Origin of the sequence: Paractinoplanes toevensis (assembly GCF_018332695.1) — a bacterium.
GTDB lineage: Bacteria > Actinomycetota > Actinomycetes > Mycobacteriales > Micromonosporaceae > Actinoplanes > Actinoplanes toevensis.
The window spans coordinates 18,134-34,076 of record NZ_BOQN01000131.1 but is presented as its reverse complement, the minus strand read 5'-3'; the positions used below and the strand labels follow the sequence as shown (position 1 = coordinate 34,076).

Genomic DNA, 15,943 nt, shown 5'->3' with positions numbered 1-15,943 from the left:
AAAGACTTGACCGCACAGTCGCTGGGTGAAGGAGATGACGTGGCCAGCCTCGACACCTTTGGTGCGAAGAGCGAGCTACGCGTCGGAGACGCGAGCTACGAAATTTTCACGATCGACAAGGTCGAGGGGCACGCCCGCCTGCCCTACTCCTTGAAGATCCTGCTGGAGAACCTGTTGCGGACCGAGGACGGCGCGAACATCACCGCCGACCACATCCGCGCCCTCGGCGGCTGGGACCAGACCGCCGACCCCAGCGTCGAGATCCAGTTCACCCCGGCGCGGGTGCTGATGCAGGACTTCACCGGCGTTCCCTGCGTGGTCGACCTGGCCACCATGCGTGAGGCCGTGAAGGAACTGGGCGGTGACCCCACCAAGGTCAACCCGCTGGCCCCGGCCGAGCTGGTCATCGACCACTCGGTCATCGCCGACCTGTTCGGCCGCGAGGACGCCTTCGCCCGCAACGTCGAGCTGGAGTACCAGCGCAACCGCGAGCGCTACCAGTTCCTGCGCTGGGGCCAGACCGCGTTCAACGAGTTCAAGGTGGTCCCGCCGGGCACCGGCATCGTGCACCAGGTCAACATCGAGTATCTGGCCCGCACGATCATGGAACGGAATGGCCAGGCCTACCCCGACACGGTCGTCGGCACCGACTCGCACACCACCATGGTCAACGGCCTGGGCGTGCTGGGCTGGGGCGTCGGCGGCATCGAGGCCGAGGCCGCCATGCTGGGCCAGCCGGTCAGCATGCTGATCCCGCGGGTCGTCGGCTTCAAGCTGTCCGGCGAGATGCCGGCCGGCACCACCGCCACCGACCTGGTGCTCACGATCACCGAGATGCTCCGCGAGCACGGCGTGGTCAGCAAGTTCGTCGAATTCTACGGCCCCGGCGTCACCGCCGTGCCGCTGGCGAACCGGGCCACCATCGGCAACATGTCGCCGGAGTACGGCTCGACCGCCGCGATCTTCCCGATCGACGACGAGACCATCAAGTACCTCAAGCTGACCGGCCGCAGCGAGCAGCAGGTCGCCCTGGTCGAGGCGTACGCGAAGCGGCAGGGCCTCTGGCTCGACCCGAACGCCGAGCCCGACTTCTCGGAGAAGCTCGAACTCGACCTGTCGACGATCGTCCCGTCGCTGGCCGGCCCGAAGCGCCCGCAGGACCGCGTCCCGCTCGACCGGGCCAAGAGCATGTTCCGCGACGCGCTCGGCAACTACGTGCAGCCCAACGGCCACGCCGACGAGGCGAGCGAGGAGTCGTTCCCGGCCAGCGACCCGCCGGCCAACGACGTCGACGACGCCACCGACAAGCCGCACATGTTCAGCGCCGCCGACAACTCCGAGGGCCGCCCCTCCAAGCCCACCCGGGTGGTGGCTGAGGACGGCACCGAGTTCGAACTGGACCACGGCTTCGTCGGCATCGCCGCCATCACGTCCTGCACGAACACGTCGAACCCGCAGGTCATGATCGGTGCGGCGCTGCTCGCCCGAAACGCCGTCGAGCGGGGCCTGACCCGCAAGCCGTGGGTCAAGACGACCCTGGCGCCGGGTTCCAAGGTGGTCATGGACTACTACGAGCGGGCCGGCCTCACGCCATACCTCGACAAGCTCGGGTTCAACCTGGTCGGTTACGGCTGCACCACCTGCATCGGCAACTCCGGCCCGCTGCCCGAGGAGATCTCGGCCGCGGTCAACGAGGCCGACCTCACCGCGGTCAGCGTGCTCTCCGGCAACCGCAACTTCGAGGGCCGGATCAACCCCGACATCAAGATGAACTACCTGGCCTCGCCGCCGCTGGTGGTCGCGTACGCGCTGGCCGGCACGATGGACCTGGACATCACCACCGAGCCGCTCGGCACCGGCTCGGACGGCCAGCCCGTCTTCCTCTCCGACATCTGGCCCAGCGCCAAGGAGATCGACGACACCATCGCCACGGCGATCGGCGCGACCGGCTTCGCCACCGCCTACCAGGACGTCTTCGCCGGCGACGAGCAGTGGCAGTCGCTGCCCACCCCCGAGGGCAAGACCTTCGACTGGGCCGACGACTCGACGTACGTCCGGAAGCCCCCGTACTTCGAGGGCATGCAGGCGTCGCCGTCCCCGGTCCAGGACATCAGCGGTGCCCGGGTGCTGGCCAAGCTGGGTGACTCGGTGACCACCGACCACATCTCACCGGCCAGCTCGATCAAGGCCGACTCCCCGGCCGGTAAATACCTGGCCGAGCACGGCGTCCCGCGGCACGAGTTCAACAGCTACGGCTCCCGCCGCGGCAACCACGAGGTCATGATCCGCGGCACGTTCGCCAACATCCGGCTGCGCAACCAGCTGGTGCCGGGCGTCGAGGGCGGCTTCACGATCAACCACCTGACCGGCGACCAGAGCACGATCTATGACGCGTCGGTGGCCTACCAGGAGGCGGGCATCCCGCTGGTCATCCTGGCCGGCAAGGAGTACGGCTCGGGCTCGTCGCGCGACTGGGCGGCCAAGGGCACGATGCTGCTGGGCGTGCGCGCGGTCATCGCCGAGAGCTACGAGCGCATCCACCGCTCCAACCTGATCGGCATGGGCGTGCTGCCGCTGCAGTTCCCGCCGAAGACCAACGCCGAGTCGCTGGGCCTGACCGGCACGGAGACCTTCACCATCACCGGCGTCACGGCGCTGAACGACGGCGAGATCCCCGGCACGGTCAAGGTCCGCACGGACACCGGTGTCGAGTTCGACGCCGACGTCCGCATCGACACCCCCGGCGAGGCGGACTACTACCGCAACGGCGGCATCCTCCAGTACGTCCTCCGCAAGATGATCAACAGCTGATCGACCAGCCCGGAACGCCCCGTCCTCCCCACCGGAGGGCGGGGCGTTCGGCATTCCGCCGAGCGCAGCCCGGCGCTGATCAGGGGACGTGGGTCATCAGAACGCGCCCGGATGAGAGTCGGACGAGGGCGGGTGAATAGGCTTCGGGAATGGATGACAACACGGTGCTGAGCCGGATCCACGGCTTGGTCGATGAGGAACACAAGCTGCGTGGGCAGCTCGGCCGCGGCGAGATCAGCTCGGACGAGGAGCACGCCCGGCTCAAGGAGCTCGAGGAAGCGCTGGACCAGTGCTGGGACCTGCTGCGCCGGCGCCGGGCCGCCCGTGAGGTGGGCAACGACCCGAACGCCGAGCAGGCCCACAGCATCGGCGAGGTCGAGGGCTACATCCAGTGACCTGAGGTCTGCGAGGCGGGCCGCTAGCGAAGGCCCGCCTCGTAGAGAAGGCGTTCGAGCAGCTCGTCGGCGTCCACCCGGAGCCCGCGCTGGGTGAACCAGCCGGCCACGTTGCGTACGTCGCGGGCGATGAAGTCGGCACCCTGCGGATTGGCGACCACGTCGACGATCTGCGGCAGGTCGATGAGCACCAGCCGGTCCCCGTGCACCAGCGTGTTGTACGGCGACAGGTCGCCGTGCGCCACCTGCGCGCGGGCCAGCACCGACAGCGCGTCGGTCATCTGCTGCCACAGGTCGGCCAGCTGGTCGGGCTCGGCCCGCACCTGGGCGAGCCGGGGTGCCGCCTCGCCGGTCGCCCAGTCACCGATGAACTCGAGCATCAGCTCGGTACCGATGAGCTGCACCGGGTAGGGCACCCGGACCAGCCCGCTGGCCTGCCCGATCGCCCACAGGTGGCTGAGCGCGCCGAACTCGGCGACCGCCCACTGCCCGGCGATCATCTCCTTGCCGAACGAACTGCGGTTGGTCATGGCCCGCATCTCCCGGGACCGCCGGACCCGGCGGCCTTCGAGATAGCCGGCGTCGCGGTGGAACATCCGGTGGTCGCCGTCGCGGTAGCGCTTGGCGGCCAGCATGCTGACCTTGTCGGTGCCCGGCACGTGCCGCCGGACCAGGAAGACGTCGGCTTCTTTGCCGGTCTTGAGCATGCCCAGCTCGTCGTCGACCGCGGCGTGCTCGGTGCGGACCCACTCGGGGCGGGGCTCGGGACCGTGCAGGGCACCGTCCCAGGTCGACCATTTGTCGCCGGTCTCGGGCAGATCAGGGTCTTCGGCGAGCCGCGGCTCGAGCCGGCCCCGCTTCAGGAAGTCAGAATCGTCGTCGTCGAACTTGCGCCGGCCACGGCGCATGGTTTCGTGCTCTCGCACTGGAGGGTCTCCTCGGAGAAGAAAGAAAGGGTCTGACGCTGGGCAGCAGGCATCACAAAGACAGCCACGGTCTGCACCCCCTTCTTCTCCAGTGCTTCAGACGTACGTGAAAAACGTAGCAAGCCGCGCAACTCAATTAATTACTGTGCCGCCATGATCGCGGAGAGGCCCTGGATCACGTTGCCCACCGCGCGGGTCGGCGCGAACCGGTTGTCCACCCACTCCCGCCCGCGATGCAGCCACACGCTGGGCAGACCCATCGCGGCCGCGCCGCCGATGTCGGCCTCCGGGCTATCGCCCACCACCCAGGCACCGCCGAGCCGCATCCGCACCTTCTGCGCGGCGAGCGCGAAGATCCGCGGGTTGGGCTTGCTCACCCCGGCCTGCTCGGAGATCACCCAATCGGCGACGTACCGATCCAGGCCGGTGCGCCGGATCCGGCTGTCCTGCCGGTCGGTCTGCCCGTTGGTGACCACCACCGGGACGAGGCCGGCGTCGGCGGCGATCTGCAGCGCGCAGCCCACCATCGGGTCGAGACGCTCGAACGCGAGCGGCCCCTCGTGCAGTTCTTCCAGGAGATCGATCGAGGGAATGTTGAGCCGGTAGCGGTCCCGGATCAGGTCGGCCAGGTCCCACCGGGCCGTCAGACCATCGGCATCAACGGAGAGTAACCAATCGAGATCGTCCTGTGGCGCCCCGATCTCGTCCAGGAATCCCTTCGCCCACAGCCTGAACGCACCGCTGCGGTCGAGCAGGGTGTCGTCGAGAGCCATCAGGACGAGAGGCACCCGCGCACTTTACGTGAGCGAGGACTAAAGCGAACAGTCCAGGACTGTTAACAACTTCCGGTCCGGATGGTTGATTTCGCATCATCCGGTCGGGGTCGTCCGCCCGGCTGGCAAGACGTACGTACGGATTGCATTGGAAAGCGCCTGCGTGACACGATCCAGAGCGTGCCCAGAGTAAGCCAGGACCAGCTGGAGGCGAGACGCCACGAGATCCTCGCGGCGGCCCGCGACTGCTTCGCGCGGTTCGGTTACGAGGGCGCCACGGTCCGCCGTCTGGAGGACGCCACCGGCCTGTCCCGCGGCGCGATTTTCCACCATTTTCGCGACAAGGAGTCGCTGTTCCTGGCCGTGGCCGAGGACGACGCCGCCGCCATGGTCGAGACCGTGGCCCGCAACGGCCTGGTCCAGGTGATGCGTGACCTGCTCGCGCGGGCCGGCAACAGCGACGGCGACACGGCCGGCTGGCTCGGCACCCAGCTCGAGGTGTCCCGCCGGCTGCGCACCGACCCGCAGTTCGCCAAGCGCTGGGCCGAGCGGGCCGCCGCCATCGCCGACGCCACCCGCGGCCGTCTGCAGCGCCAGCGCGACGCCGGCGTGCTCCGCGACGACGTGCCGGTCGAGGTGCTCACCCAGTTCCTCGAGCTCGCCTACGACGGCCTTGTCCTCCACCTGGCCACCGGCCGCCCACCCGGAGAGCTGAGCCGCGTCCTCGACGTGGTGGAAGAGGCTGTCCGCCGGGCTTAGGCCCGACCGTTGCATCGACCTGCACAATGAGGCCATGCAGGACACCTGGGGGGTTCCCGGCCCGGTCTTCATCCGCCTCTACGTCGTAGCCCTGGTCGTCGTCGCGGTGGGTTACTTCATCCACCGCAAGATCCGGTTCCGGGGTACGCCCGACCCGCAGATCGGCAATCTCGGCCCGCAGCAGGTCGCCTACCTCAACGGCGGCGACCGGCTGGCCGTCTACGCCGCGCTCGGCGGCCTGCGCGCGGCCGGCCTGATCGGCACCGGCCCGCAGCACACCCTGGTGCAGACCGGCCCGCTCGCGGCCGGTGTCACCCCGCTCGACGCCGCCATCCACAATGCCGCCGGCCGTCAGGTCCGCTCCCGCGACGTCGGCAGCGACCAGTGGGTGCGCTCGGCGCTCGACCAGCTCCGCGAGGGTCTCGAACGGCGCGGCCTGGCGGTCAGCCGGTCCGACCTGCGGGCCCTGCGCCTCTGGTCGCTCGCGGTCGGCACGCTGCTGGTCATCGGCGTCCTGCGGGCCATCGCCGGCTCGCAGAACAACAAGCCGATCGGCTTCCTCGCGCTGGCGATGTTCTTCACGCTGGTGGTGCTCGTGGTCATCTCGAAGACCTCGCGGACCGCCACGGTCGCCGCCCAGCAGGGCATGCGCGAACTACGCACCCGGCACGGTCACCTGTCGCCGGGGCAGTCGCCGGCCTACGCCACCTACGGTGCCACCGGGGCGGCCATGGGCGTGGCCCTCTTCGGCACCGCCTCGCTGTACTCGATGGACCCGGCGTTCGCGGCCGAGGCCGAGATCCACCGGGCCGCCGCGGCCGGCGGCAGCAGTGGCGGCGACTCCACCAGCTACTCGTGCAGCAGTTCCAGCAGCTCCTGTGGCGGCGGCAGTTCCTGCGGTGGCGGCGGCGGTTGCGGTGGCTGACACCTACGGCGTCGGCATCGGCTGGCGGCCGGAGATCGACGGATTCGTCGCCGAGCTGCCCGGCCTGCGCTTCGCCGAGGTGGTGGCCGAGTCGGTGCACGCACAGGGCGACCTGCCGGCCGGTCTGTCCCGGCTGATCGACCGCGGCGTCACGGTCGTCCCGCACGGCGTGCGGCTGTCGCTCGGCGGCGCCGAGCCGGTCGATCCGGAGCGGGTGCGGCACCTCGCGGCGGTCGCGGGCCGGCTGAACGCTCCCCTGGTCAGCGAGCACATCGCGTTCGTCCGGGCGGCCGGCATCGAGGCCGGTCACCTGCTGCCGCTCCCCCGCTCCCGGGATGCGGTCGACGCGGTGGTCGCCAACGTCAAGCGCACCCAGGCCGAGCTGCCGGTGCCGATCGCGCTGGAGCCGATCGCCGCCCTGTTCGACTGGCCCGACGACGAACTCTCCGAGGCCGATTTCCTCACCGAGATCCTCGACCGCACCGGCGCCGGGCTGCTGCTCGACATCGCCAACGTCTACGCGAACGCCCGCAACCGCGGCGACGACCCGCTCGAGCTGCTCGACAAGCTGCCGCTCGACCGGGTCGCCTACGTGCACGTGGCCGGCGGTGACGAGCACGACGGGCTCTACCACGACACGCACACCCACGCGACGCCGCAGCCGGTGCTCGACCTGGTCGCCGAGCTGTGCCGGCGGCACCGTCCGCCGGCCCTGATGCTGGAACGCGACGGCGACTATCCGCCCGCCGCGGAGCTGCGCACCGAGCTCGACGCCATCGCCGCGGCGTCCGGCTACCCCGCGATCACATGAGCGACCTCGCGGCTCGACAGGCCGCACTCGTCGAGGCGCTGACCGCGGGAAAACCCGTACCGGACGGATTCGATGGTTTCCGGGTCGAAGCCGCGCGAGTGGCGCTGCTGCGCAAGCGAGCCGGCGAGGTCTCCCGGCAGTGGCCGATGCTCGCCGCGTCGTTCGGCGAGCGTTGGAAGCGCGAGTTCGGCGAGTGGGCGGCCGCCCGGCCGACCCAGGGATCCCTGCGCGACGGCTGGGACATGGCCCGTGAACTGCACAAACGCGGTTCTCTGAACGGCGCCGCGGCCGAGGAACTGGCCGAGCGCGAGGCGGCGATGCGCTACGACGGCGCCGGAGCGCCGCAACCCCGCCGCACTCCGGCCGTGCGATCGGCCGCCGGCGCCGTCGTGGTGCAATTCGCCGGCCGCGTACGGGTGATCAGGCGCGCCTCTTAGCCCGGCACCTTGTCGAGGAAGCCGAGCACCCGCCCGATCCGCCCGTCGGTGTCGAGCTCGGCCACGTCGAAGCCGACGACCAGCGGTTCCGCCCCGGGCGCACCCAGATTCCAGGTGAACCGGGCCTGCTCGTGGTGTGCGTCGACCGGCCCGCCCGGGCTGAAGACCAGACCCGGGAACTGCTGCTGAACCGCGCCGATCAGCCCGTCGAGCGCGTCCCGCCCGGCCACCGCCGCCATCGGGTCGACGTAGCGGACGTCGGCGGCGAACAGGTCGTCGATCGCCGCCCGGCGCGCGGCCGGGTCGGTCTCGTTCCAGGTGGCCAGGTAACGGTCCACCACGGTGTCGAAGTCGCTCATGGTCTGGTCCTTCCGTCGGTTGCTGACGTGGACCACCATCGTCGACTCGAGGTAATGGCGTCGATTACCTCGGAGGTAATCGAGGGTTATTCAGGACGGTGGAGACCGAGCCGCTGACCTGCGGCCCCTCTGCAACTCGAGGTAGGTCCTGAATAACCCTCGATGGCTACGCTTCTGGAATGGCCGATGTGGGAGAGCTTCTGCGGGAGTGGCGGACGACCCGGCGACTCAGCCAGCTCGAACTGTCCACCGAGGCCGGGGTGTCGGCACGGCATCTGTCGTTCGTGGAGACCGGGCGGTCGCGACCGACCCGGGAGATGATCCTGCGGTTGTCCGAGCGCCTCGGCGTACCGCTGCGGCAGCAGAACGAGTTGCTCCTGGCCGGTGGTTACGCGCCCGCCCATCCCGAGTCGAAGCTGGACGGGCCGCCGCTCGCGGCGGTCCTCGGGTCGCTGCGCGACGTGCTCACCGGGCATCAGCCCTATCCGGCGCTGCTGGTCGACCGGCACTGGACGATGATCGACGCGAACGCCGCGGTCACCCCGCTGATCGAGGGCTGCGCCGGCCGGCTTCTCGAACCGCCGGTCAACGTGCTGCGCCTGTCGCTGCATCCGGAGGGCATGGCGCCGCGCATCCGCAACCTGCCGGAATGGCGCACGCACGTGCTGCACCGCCTCGACCAGCAGGCCACCCACCTGGCCGACCCGGCGCTGCGCGAACTGCACGCCGAGCTGGCCGGCTATCCGGGCGGCGCGAGCGCCGGCCGGCCCACCGGCCTGGTCGTTCCCCTGCGCATCGACGATCTGTCCTTCTTCAGCGTGACCTCAGTTCTGGGTACGCCGTTGGACGTGACCCTGTCCGAACTGGCGATCGAGTCGTTCCTGCCGGCCGACGAGTCCACCGCGGCCCGGCTGCACGGCCGCTGAGGTGAAAGGATCGACCCCATGGATCTCGGACTCGACGGCAAGGTCTTCATCCTCACCGGAGCCTCCCGCGGGCTCGGCTTCGCCACCGCCGAGGCTCTCGTCGCCGACGGCGCCAAGGTGGTGATCTCCTCCCGCTCGGTGGAGGGCATCGGCCAGGCGGCGGAGAGGCTCGGCGGAGTGGATATCGCCGAGGGTGTCGTCGCCGACCTCACCGAACCCGGCACCCCGCAGGCACTGGTCGAGCTGGCCCGGGCCCGCTGGGGCCGGCTCGACGGCGCGCTCGTGTCGGTCGGTGGCCCGTCGCACGGCACGGCCGCCGCGGTGACCGACGACCAGTGGCGGGCCGCGTTCGAGACGGTGTTCCTCGGCTCGGTGCGGGCGGTGCGCACGTTCGCGGCGGCGATGCCGGCCGGCGGTGCGATCGGGCTCGTGCTGTCCACCTCGGCGAAGTCGCCGGTGGCCGGTCTCGGCCTGTCGAACGGCCTGCGGCCGGGCCTGGCCATGGCGGCCAAGGAGATGGCCGACGAGTTCGGGCCGCGCGGCATCCGGGTGGTCAGCCTGCTGCCCGGCCGCATCCTCACCGACCGCAACCGGGAGCTGTTCGCCGCCACCGGCGACGCCGCGGCGGCCGAGGCAACGGCGATCGCGTCGATCCCGCTGGCCCGGCTCGGCGACCCGGCCGAGTTCGGCCGGGTGGCGGCGTTCGTGCTCTCCCCCGCCGCCGGCTACCTGTCCGGCATCGCGATCCCGGTGGACGGCGGCGCCCTGCGTGCCCTCTGACGCTTTCCCCCACCCAACCCCAGCGTCCGACGGCCCGGCGCCAGCTTTCGGCGGCCCGGCCTCAGCTTCCGACGGCCCGGCCCCGGCCCTCGACGGCCCAACCCCGGCTTCCGGCGGCCCGGCCCCGGGCTTTCGCCGGCCGACGCCGGACGAGGTGGCGGCCGCCGCCGGGCAGACGATCCCCGACCTGGTCGGCCCCGATCTGCGGGTGTTGTTCTCCGGCATCAACCCGAGCCTGTACTCGGCCGCCACCGGCCACCACTTCGCCCGGCCCGGCAACCGCTTCTGGCCGTCTCTGCACCGCTCCGGCTTCACCCCGCGCCTGCTACACCCGTCCGAACAGGCCGAATTGCCCGCGCTCGGCCTGGGCATCACCAACGTGGTGGCCCGGGCGACCGCGCGAGCCGACGAGCTGTCCCCCGCCGAACTGATCGCGGGCGGCCGCACCCTGACCGCGCTGGTAGCCCGGTGGAAACCCCACTACTTGGCCGTTCTCGGCGTGACCGCCTACCGCACCGCTTTCGCCCGCCGAGCCGCCTCGATCGGCCCGCAGGAGGAGACGATCGGCGGCGTGCCGGTGTGGGTGCTGCCCAACCCGAGCGGCCTGAACGCCCACTTCCAGATTGACGACCTGGCCCGCGAGTTCGCCGCCCTGCGCACGGCGGCCACCGGCCCGGCCGGGTGAACGGCCCGCTCACGCCGGCCAGCGACCCGGCCCGGTGAACGGCCCGCTCACGCCAGCCAGCGACCCGGCCGGGTGAGCAGCCCGCTCACGCCAACCAGCGACCCGGCCGGGTGAGCGGCCCGCTCACGGCTCGACCGGGTGAGTCGGCGGGACCGTGACGACCTCGACCTCCTCGGTGGGCACGTGCGGTGCGGACGTGGTGGCGAACTGGGTGCGGTAGAGCTCGGCATAGAGCCCGCCCGCCGCGACCAGGTCGTCGTGGCGGCCGCGCTCGACGATGCGGCCGTCGTCGAGCACCAGGATCAGATCGGCGTCGCGGACCGTGGAGAGCCGGTGCGCGATGACCAGCGCGGTGCGGCCCTCCAACGCGACGGCCAGCGCCCGCTGCACGGCCGCCTCGGACTCGCTGTCGAGGTGCGCGGTCGCCTCGTCGAGAATGACGATCGACGGATGCTTGAGCAGCAGCCGGGCGATCGCGATGCGCTGTTTCTCGCCGCCGGAGAAGCGGTAGCCGCGCTCCCCCACCACCGTGTCGAGGCCCTCGGGCAGGGCCGCCACCAGCTCGGCGACCTGGGCACCGCGCAGCGCCGCCCACATCTCGTCGTCGGTCGCGTCCGGTTTCGCATAGCGCAGGTTCTCGCCGATGGTCTCGTGGAACAGGTGCGAGTCCTGGGTGACCACGCCGATCGTGTCGCGCAGCGAGCCGAGGGTGGCGTCGCGCACGTCGACCCCGCCGACCAGCACCGCGCCCTCGGTGACGTCGTAGACCCGGGACACCAGCATCGAGGTGGTCGACTTGCCGGCGCCGGACGGGCCGACCAGGGCCACCATCTGCCCGGGCTCGACGGTGAAGTCGACACCCTTGAGCACCGGCGCGGTCTCGGTGCGGTCAAGGGTCACCACGTCTTCCAGGGTCGCCAGGGACACCTCGGCGGCGCTGGGGTAGCGGAAGTGCACCTCACGGAACTCGACCCGGCCCGACCCGGCCGGCACGTCGACCGCGCCGGGTTTCTCCTCGATGCCGGGCGCGAGGTCGAGCACCTCGAAGACCCGGTCGAACGACACCAGCGCGCTCATCACGTCGACCCGCACGTTGCTGAGCGCGGTGAGCGGGCCGTAGAGGCGGGTGAGCAGCAGGGCCAGGGTGACGACGGTGCCGGCGGTGACGCCACCGGTGACCGCGAGCCAGCCGCCCAGGCCGTAGGTGAGGGCCTGGGCCAGCGACGCGACCAGCAGCATCGCGACGAAGAAGGTGCGCGAATACATCGCCTGCTGCACGCCGATCTCGCGGACCCGTTCGGCGCGCTCGCCGAACCGGGCGGCCTCGGCGTCGGGCCGGCCGAACAGCTTGACCAGCAGCGCGCCGGAGACGTTGAACCGCTCGGTCATCGTCGCGTTCATCTTGGCGTCGAGGTTGTAGGACTCGCGGGTGATCTCGGCGAGTTTCCGGCCGACCCGGCGGGCCGGGATGATGAACACCGGCAGCAGGGCCAGCGACAGCGCGGTGATCTGCCAGGACAGGCTGAACATGACGGCCGCGGTGAGCACCAGCTGGATGACGTTGCTGACCACACCGGAGAGCGTCGAGGTGAAGGCCCGCTGCGCGCCCATCACGTCGTTGTTGAGCCGGCTGACCAGGGCACCGGTCTGGGTGCGGGTGAAGAACTGCAGCGGCATGCGCTGGACGTGGTCGTAGACCCGGGTGCGCAGGTCGAGGATGATGCCCTCGCCGATCCGCGCCGAATACCACCGCTGGGCCAGCGACAGGAACGCGTCGACGACGGCCAGCCCGGCGATCGTCAGGGCGATCTTGACGATCAGCGCGGCGGCACCGTCGCCACCGGCGGTGATCGCGTTGACCACGTGACCGGCGAGCAGCGGTGTGGCGACGCCGATGCCGGCGTCGAAGACCACGGTGATCAGGAAGACTGTGATGTCCCGGCGGTAGGGCCGGGCGAAGCGCAGAATGCGTCGTGTGGTGCCACGGGTGAGCTGGTGCTGCGCGACTCGGTCCGAATTCTGGATCGAACGCAGCATGTTCCAGCTGGACATGCTCATTCGTCACCTCCCGGGGGTGAGTCTGCACCGTGGGTACGACAACCCGGGAGGTGAGGAACGTATTCCGGTTCGGTCCTTACTCGCCCGCACCGAGCAGATCGCGCAGACGGCGGGTCTGTGCCTCCCGCTCGGCTCGGTCCTGATCCTGGTACGACCGCAGGGGAGCGCCCGCGATCAGGGCTTTGATCTCGGCGACCGCACCCGCGTCGGCCGCGACGACCGCCGCGGCCAGGTCGGCGACCGCGTCGGACAGCTCGGCGCCGGGGACCACCGCGGTGGCCAGCCCGATGCGGTCGGCCTCGTCGGCGGGGATGCGCCGACCGGTCAGGCAGATTTCGAGGGCGCGGGACGGTCCGACCAACTCGGCGAGGCGTTTCGTTCCGCCGAGATCGGGTACGAGACCCAAGGTCACCTCGGCCATCGAGAACTTTGCGTCCTCCGCCAGGATTCGCATGTCGCAGTTCAGTGCGAGCTGGAAACCGGCGCCGATGGCATGTCCGTGTACTGCCGCGATCGTCACGATCGACGGGTTACGCAACCACGTGAACGCGGTCTGGAAGCCGGCAATGCGATCCGCGCACTCCTGCGGTGACAAGTGCGCGAGTCGGGACAGAGAAGAATCGCCGTCGCCGCGCGCGGCGGACAGATCCAGGCCCGCGGAAAACGCGCGTCCCTCTCCCCGGACAATGACGACTCGCACGTCGCCCGGTAATTTCCGTGAAATGTTCGCCAGTTCGGCCCACATCGCTGGCGTCTGCGCATTGAGAACCTCGGGCCGGCACAACGTCACCGTTGCGACCGGCCCGTCCAGGTCGTAGCGAACACCCACCTCGTCGGCGGGAACTGCGGTGCCGGACTCGACGTTGTCGGACGTCACGCCTTCTTGCGACGGCGGGCGCCGCCACGCTGGCGGAGCTGCACGCCCGACTCGGTCAGCACGCGATGTACGAATCCGTAGGAACGGCCGGTCGAAGCCGCGAGCGCACGAATGCTCTCGCCGGAGGTGTAACGCTTGACCAGATCCTTCGCTAGTGACTGGCGCTCGCTGCCGACGATTCGGCGACCCTTCTCAGTGCTGGTGGCTGTGCCCGTGGCTGCCATGTTGAATCCTCACGTCCCAGACAGTGCGGTTCGATACGGTCCCACCTATTAGACCGCCTCCAACGATCATGCGCTAGGCATCCTGGCTTAGCCAACGTGCCCATTTAGCACTGTCAGGAACTTGACCCTGACCATCGGCATCAATGTCAGACAGTTAACTGACGTTAGGCAGAGTGCAATTCCGACCGCTCGGTAGGTAGCCGGACCCCCGGCACCAAGACCATCGATCACCTGCGAAAACTCTGGATCGAGGGCGACCGGCCGCCGGACATGACGCACCGTCGATGCGGCGAACACGTACCGCCGTCGGCTCGGTTGTGCCAACTTTGCCCTGCCCGACGTGATGCCCGGCCTGACCGCAAACGCCCGAACGTCGCACTGTCTGTGTGGGCACCAGTTGACAACTGACGATTGGTCCGCCCAGCGTCAGGCCAGCTCGACGAGCTCCAGCAGATCGTCACTCCAGGCGTCCTCGTCGCCGTCCGGCAGCAGGATCGCGCGGTCCGGCTTGAGCGCCTGCACGGCGCCCGCATCGTGCGTGACCAGCACGATCGCGCCCGGATAGTTGGCGATCGCGTCCAGCACCTGCTCCCGGCTGATCGGGTCGAGGTTGTTGGTGGGCTCGTCCAGCAGCAGCACGTTGGCGCCCGAACAGACCAGGGTGGCCAGGGCCAGCCGGGTCTTCTCGCCGCCGGACAACACGCCGGCCGGCTTCTCGACGTCGTCGCCGGAGAACAGGAAAGCGCCCAGGATCTTCCGCAGCTCGGTGTCGGTCTGCTCGGAACCGGCGCTGCGCATGTGTTCGAGGATCGTCCGGTCGACGTCCAGCGTCTCGTGCTCCTGGGCGTAATAGCCCAGCCGCAGACCATGCCCGGCCCGCACCTCACCGGTGTCCGGCTCGAGCAGGCCGCCGAGCATCCGCAGCAGGGTGGTCTTGCCGGCGCCGTTCAGACCGAGGATGGCGACCCGGGAGCCCCGGTCCACCGCCACGCTGACGTCGGTGAAGATCTCCAGGGAGCCGTACGACTTCGACAGCCCGCTCGCGGTGAGCGGCGTCTTGCCGCACGGGGCCGGCGTGGGGAAGCGGACCTTCGCCACCTTGTCCGAGGTGCGGACCTCCTCCAGCCCACCGAGCAGCTTCTCGGCTCGGCGGGCCATGTTCTGCGCGGCGACCGTCTTGGTGGCCTTGGCCCGCATCTTGTCGGCCTGCGCCATCAGGGCACCGGCCTTCTTCTCGGCGTTGGCCCGCTCCCGGCGGCGGCGCCGCTCGTCGGTCTCGCGGGCCTCCAGGTATGTCTTCCAGCCCATGTTGTACATGTCGACGACCGAGCGGTTGGCATCCAAATACCACACCTTGTTGACCGCGGCGTCGAGCAGCTCGACGTCGTGGCTGATCACGATGAGGCCGCCCTTGTGTTGCGCCATGTAGCCGCGCAGCCAGGCGATGGAGTCCTGGTCGAGGTGGTTGGTCGGTTCGTCGAGCAGCAGGATGCCCTTGCCGTTCTGCCCGGAGTTGGCGAACAGGATGCGGGCCAGCTCGATGCGGCGGCGCTGGCCACCGGAGAGGGTGCCGATGGTCTGGGCCAGGGCCCGGTCGGGCAGGCCCAGGTTGGCGCAGATGCGCGCCGCCTCGGCCTCGGCACCGTAGCCACCCAGGGCGGAGAACCGGTCCTCGAGCTGGCCGTACCGCCGGATCAGCTTCTCGTCGGCGCTCTCCTCCAGCTCGACCTCGAGTTTCTGCATCTCGGCGAGGATCGAGTCGAGGCCCCGGGCGGACAGCACCCGGTCGCGGCCGGTCACGTTGAGGTCGCCGGTGCGCGGGTCCTGCGGGAGGTAGCCGACCTCGCTGGTGCGCTCGACGGTGCCCGCGTGCGGGACGCCCTCGCCGGCCAGCACCTTGAGCGTGGTCGTCTTGCCTGCACCGTTACGGCCGACCAGGCCGATCCGGTCGCCGGGCTGCACCCGCAGGGTCACCGGGGACAGCAGGATCCGGGCGCCGGCACGCAGTTCGAGTCCGGTGGCGGTGATCATCAGTGGCTCGCTCTCGGGGGAAATAGAAGGGCTGACTCCGGACACACGAAAGCGCCGGCCATCTTGAGTGGTCGGCGCGGGGCAGGTCAGCCTTCGCAGAGCAGCACTCCGCCATACTACCGGGCGTCCGCCGCGAGCCCCCACCCGATTAGTTATCAAGATCATC

At 70.1% G+C, this 15,943-nt stretch carries 16 protein-coding genes; 9 read left to right on the top strand and 7 right to left on the bottom strand.

The window, feature by feature from the left end:
- The first annotated feature begins 39 nt into the window (after positions 1 to 39).
- Together acnA and Ato02nite_RS43425 are read left to right on the top strand one after the other, a co-directional pair.
- Complete coding sequence (acnA, locus tag Ato02nite_RS43430) at positions 40 to 2,811, top strand: aconitate hydratase AcnA (RefSeq protein WP_213012567.1); 2,772 nt, start codon at positions 40 to 42, stop codon at positions 2,809 to 2,811.
- A 149-nt stretch (positions 2,812 to 2,960) separates the two neighbouring features.
- Positions 2,961 to 3,206: a DUF2630 family protein gene (locus tag Ato02nite_RS43425; protein ID WP_213012566.1), complete on the top strand. Its 246-nt coding sequence runs from the start codon at positions 2,961 to 2,963 to the stop codon at positions 3,204 to 3,206.
- 23 nt (positions 3,207 to 3,229) lie between these two features.
- On the opposite strand, the gene Ato02nite_RS43420 is transcribed toward Ato02nite_RS43425, so the two are convergent.
- Positions 3,230 to 4,132, bottom strand: a complete 903-nt coding sequence (locus tag Ato02nite_RS43420) for a serine protein kinase RIO (RefSeq protein ID WP_213012565.1) — start codon at positions 4,130 to 4,132, stop codon at positions 3,230 to 3,232.
- 140 nt (positions 4,133 to 4,272) lie between these two features.
- Positions 4,273 to 4,920 carry an HAD family hydrolase gene (locus tag Ato02nite_RS43415; RefSeq protein WP_213012564.1) on the bottom strand — a complete coding sequence of 216 codons (648 nt, stop codon included), beginning with the start codon at positions 4,918 to 4,920 and terminating at the stop codon, positions 4,273 to 4,275.
- A 165-nt stretch (positions 4,921 to 5,085) separates the two neighbouring features.
- Here Ato02nite_RS43415 and Ato02nite_RS43410 point away from each other — a divergent pair, with 165 nt between their 5' ends.
- From Ato02nite_RS43410 to Ato02nite_RS43395, 4 genes are read left to right on the top strand one after another with little or no spacing between them, the layout of a single operon-like run.
- On the top strand, positions 5,086 to 5,664 hold the full coding sequence (locus Ato02nite_RS43410) for a TetR/AcrR family transcriptional regulator (protein WP_213012563.1): 579 nt from the start codon (positions 5,086 to 5,088) through the stop codon (positions 5,662 to 5,664).
- A 34-nt stretch (positions 5,665 to 5,698) separates the two neighbouring features.
- A complete protein-coding gene (locus Ato02nite_RS43405; RefSeq protein ID WP_213012562.1) occupies positions 5,699 to 6,589 on the top strand; it encodes a TIGR04222 domain-containing membrane protein in 891 nt (296 codons plus the stop codon).
- On the top strand, positions 6,582 to 7,400 hold the full coding sequence (locus tag Ato02nite_RS43400; RefSeq protein ID WP_213012561.1) for an MbnB/TglH/ChrH family RiPP precursor modification enzyme: 819 nt from the start codon (positions 6,582 to 6,584) through the stop codon (positions 7,398 to 7,400). The genes Ato02nite_RS43405 and Ato02nite_RS43400 overlap by 8 nt, the downstream gene beginning before the upstream one ends.
- Positions 7,397 to 7,837 (top strand): SCO6045 C-terminal-like domain-containing protein, encoded by a 441-nt coding sequence (locus Ato02nite_RS43395; protein WP_213012560.1) that lies wholly within the window; start codon positions 7,397 to 7,399, stop codon positions 7,835 to 7,837. The genes Ato02nite_RS43400 and Ato02nite_RS43395 overlap by 4 nt, the downstream gene beginning before the upstream one ends.
- On the opposite strand, the gene Ato02nite_RS43390 is transcribed toward Ato02nite_RS43395, so the two are convergent.
- The gene (locus tag Ato02nite_RS43390; protein WP_213012559.1) at positions 7,834 to 8,196 is read right to left on the bottom strand and encodes a nuclear transport factor 2 family protein; all 363 of its coding nucleotides are present in this window, start codon (positions 8,194 to 8,196) and stop codon (positions 7,834 to 7,836) included. The genes Ato02nite_RS43395 and Ato02nite_RS43390 overlap by 4 nt on opposite strands.
- A 179-nt stretch (positions 8,197 to 8,375) precedes the next feature.
- On the opposite strand from Ato02nite_RS43390, the gene Ato02nite_RS43385 reads away from it, so the two are divergent.
- Genes Ato02nite_RS43385 through mug form a run of 3 tightly spaced genes read left to right on the top strand, consistent with a single transcriptional unit; the run spans position 8,376 to position 10,587 of the window.
- A complete protein-coding gene (locus Ato02nite_RS43385) occupies positions 8,376 to 9,122 on the top strand; it encodes a helix-turn-helix domain-containing protein (RefSeq protein WP_213012558.1) in 747 nt (248 codons plus the stop codon).
- Between the two features lie 18 nt (positions 9,123 to 9,140).
- Complete coding sequence (locus Ato02nite_RS43380; RefSeq protein WP_213012557.1) at positions 9,141 to 9,902, top strand: SDR family oxidoreductase; 762 nt, start codon at positions 9,141 to 9,143, stop codon at positions 9,900 to 9,902.
- Positions 9,892 to 10,587: a G/U mismatch-specific DNA glycosylase gene (gene mug / locus Ato02nite_RS43375; protein ID WP_438873113.1), complete on the top strand. Its 696-nt coding sequence runs from the start codon at positions 9,892 to 9,894 to the stop codon at positions 10,585 to 10,587. Before Ato02nite_RS43380 ends, mug begins: the two co-directional genes overlap by 11 nt.
- Positions 10,588 to 10,710: 123 nt before the next feature.
- On the opposite strand, the gene Ato02nite_RS43370 is transcribed toward mug, so the two are convergent.
- The 4 genes from Ato02nite_RS43370 to Ato02nite_RS43355 all read right to left on the bottom strand — a co-directional run bounded on the left by Ato02nite_RS43370 (position 10,711) and on the right by Ato02nite_RS43355 (position 15,777).
- The gene (locus Ato02nite_RS43370; protein ID WP_213012556.1) at positions 10,711 to 12,645 is read right to left on the bottom strand and encodes an ABC transporter ATP-binding protein; all 1,935 of its coding nucleotides are present in this window, start codon (positions 12,643 to 12,645) and stop codon (positions 10,711 to 10,713) included.
- 76 nt (positions 12,646 to 12,721) lie between these two features.
- Positions 12,722 to 13,522 (bottom strand): enoyl-CoA hydratase/isomerase family protein, encoded by an 801-nt coding sequence (locus Ato02nite_RS43365; protein ID WP_213012555.1) that lies wholly within the window; start codon positions 13,520 to 13,522, stop codon positions 12,722 to 12,724.
- Positions 13,519 to 13,746 carry a helix-turn-helix domain-containing protein gene (locus Ato02nite_RS43360; protein WP_014441759.1) on the bottom strand — a complete coding sequence of 76 codons (228 nt, stop codon included), beginning with the start codon at positions 13,744 to 13,746 and terminating at the stop codon, positions 13,519 to 13,521. The genes Ato02nite_RS43365 and Ato02nite_RS43360 overlap by 4 nt, the downstream gene beginning before the upstream one ends.
- A 426-nt stretch (positions 13,747 to 14,172) precedes the next feature.
- Entirely contained in the window at positions 14,173 to 15,777 is a 1,605-nt protein-coding gene (locus Ato02nite_RS43355; protein WP_213012554.1) for an ABC-F family ATP-binding cassette domain-containing protein, read from the bottom strand.
- Positions 15,778 to 15,943: the final 166 nt, after the last annotated feature.

Coding starts and splice junctions, on each gene's coding strand:
- Ato02nite_RS43405 (WP_213012562.1), top strand. CDS start 5,699: ATGCAGGACACCTGGGGGGTTCCCGGCCCGGTCTTCATCCGCCTCTAC.
- Ato02nite_RS43425 (WP_213012566.1), top strand. CDS start 2,961: ATGGATGACAACACGGTGCTGAGCCGGATCCACGGCTTGGTCGATGAG.
- Ato02nite_RS43385 (WP_213012558.1), top strand. CDS start 8,376: ATGGCCGATGTGGGAGAGCTTCTGCGGGAGTGGCGGACGACCCGGCGA.
- Ato02nite_RS43355 (WP_213012554.1), bottom strand. CDS start 15,777: ATGATCACCGCCACCGGACTCGAACTGCGTGCCGGCGCCCGGATCCTG.
- Ato02nite_RS43395 (WP_213012560.1), top strand. CDS start 7,397: ATGAGCGACCTCGCGGCTCGACAGGCCGCACTCGTCGAGGCGCTGACC.
- Ato02nite_RS43390 (WP_213012559.1), bottom strand. CDS start 8,196: ATGAGCGACTTCGACACCGTGGTGGACCGTTACCTGGCCACCTGGAAC.
- Ato02nite_RS43360 (WP_014441759.1), bottom strand. CDS start 13,746: ATGGCAGCCACGGGCACAGCCACCAGCACTGAGAAGGGTCGCCGAATC.
- Ato02nite_RS43370 (WP_213012556.1), bottom strand. CDS start 12,645: ATGAGCATGTCCAGCTGGAACATGCTGCGTTCGATCCAGAATTCGGAC.
- Ato02nite_RS43380 (WP_213012557.1), top strand. CDS start 9,141: ATGGATCTCGGACTCGACGGCAAGGTCTTCATCCTCACCGGAGCCTCC.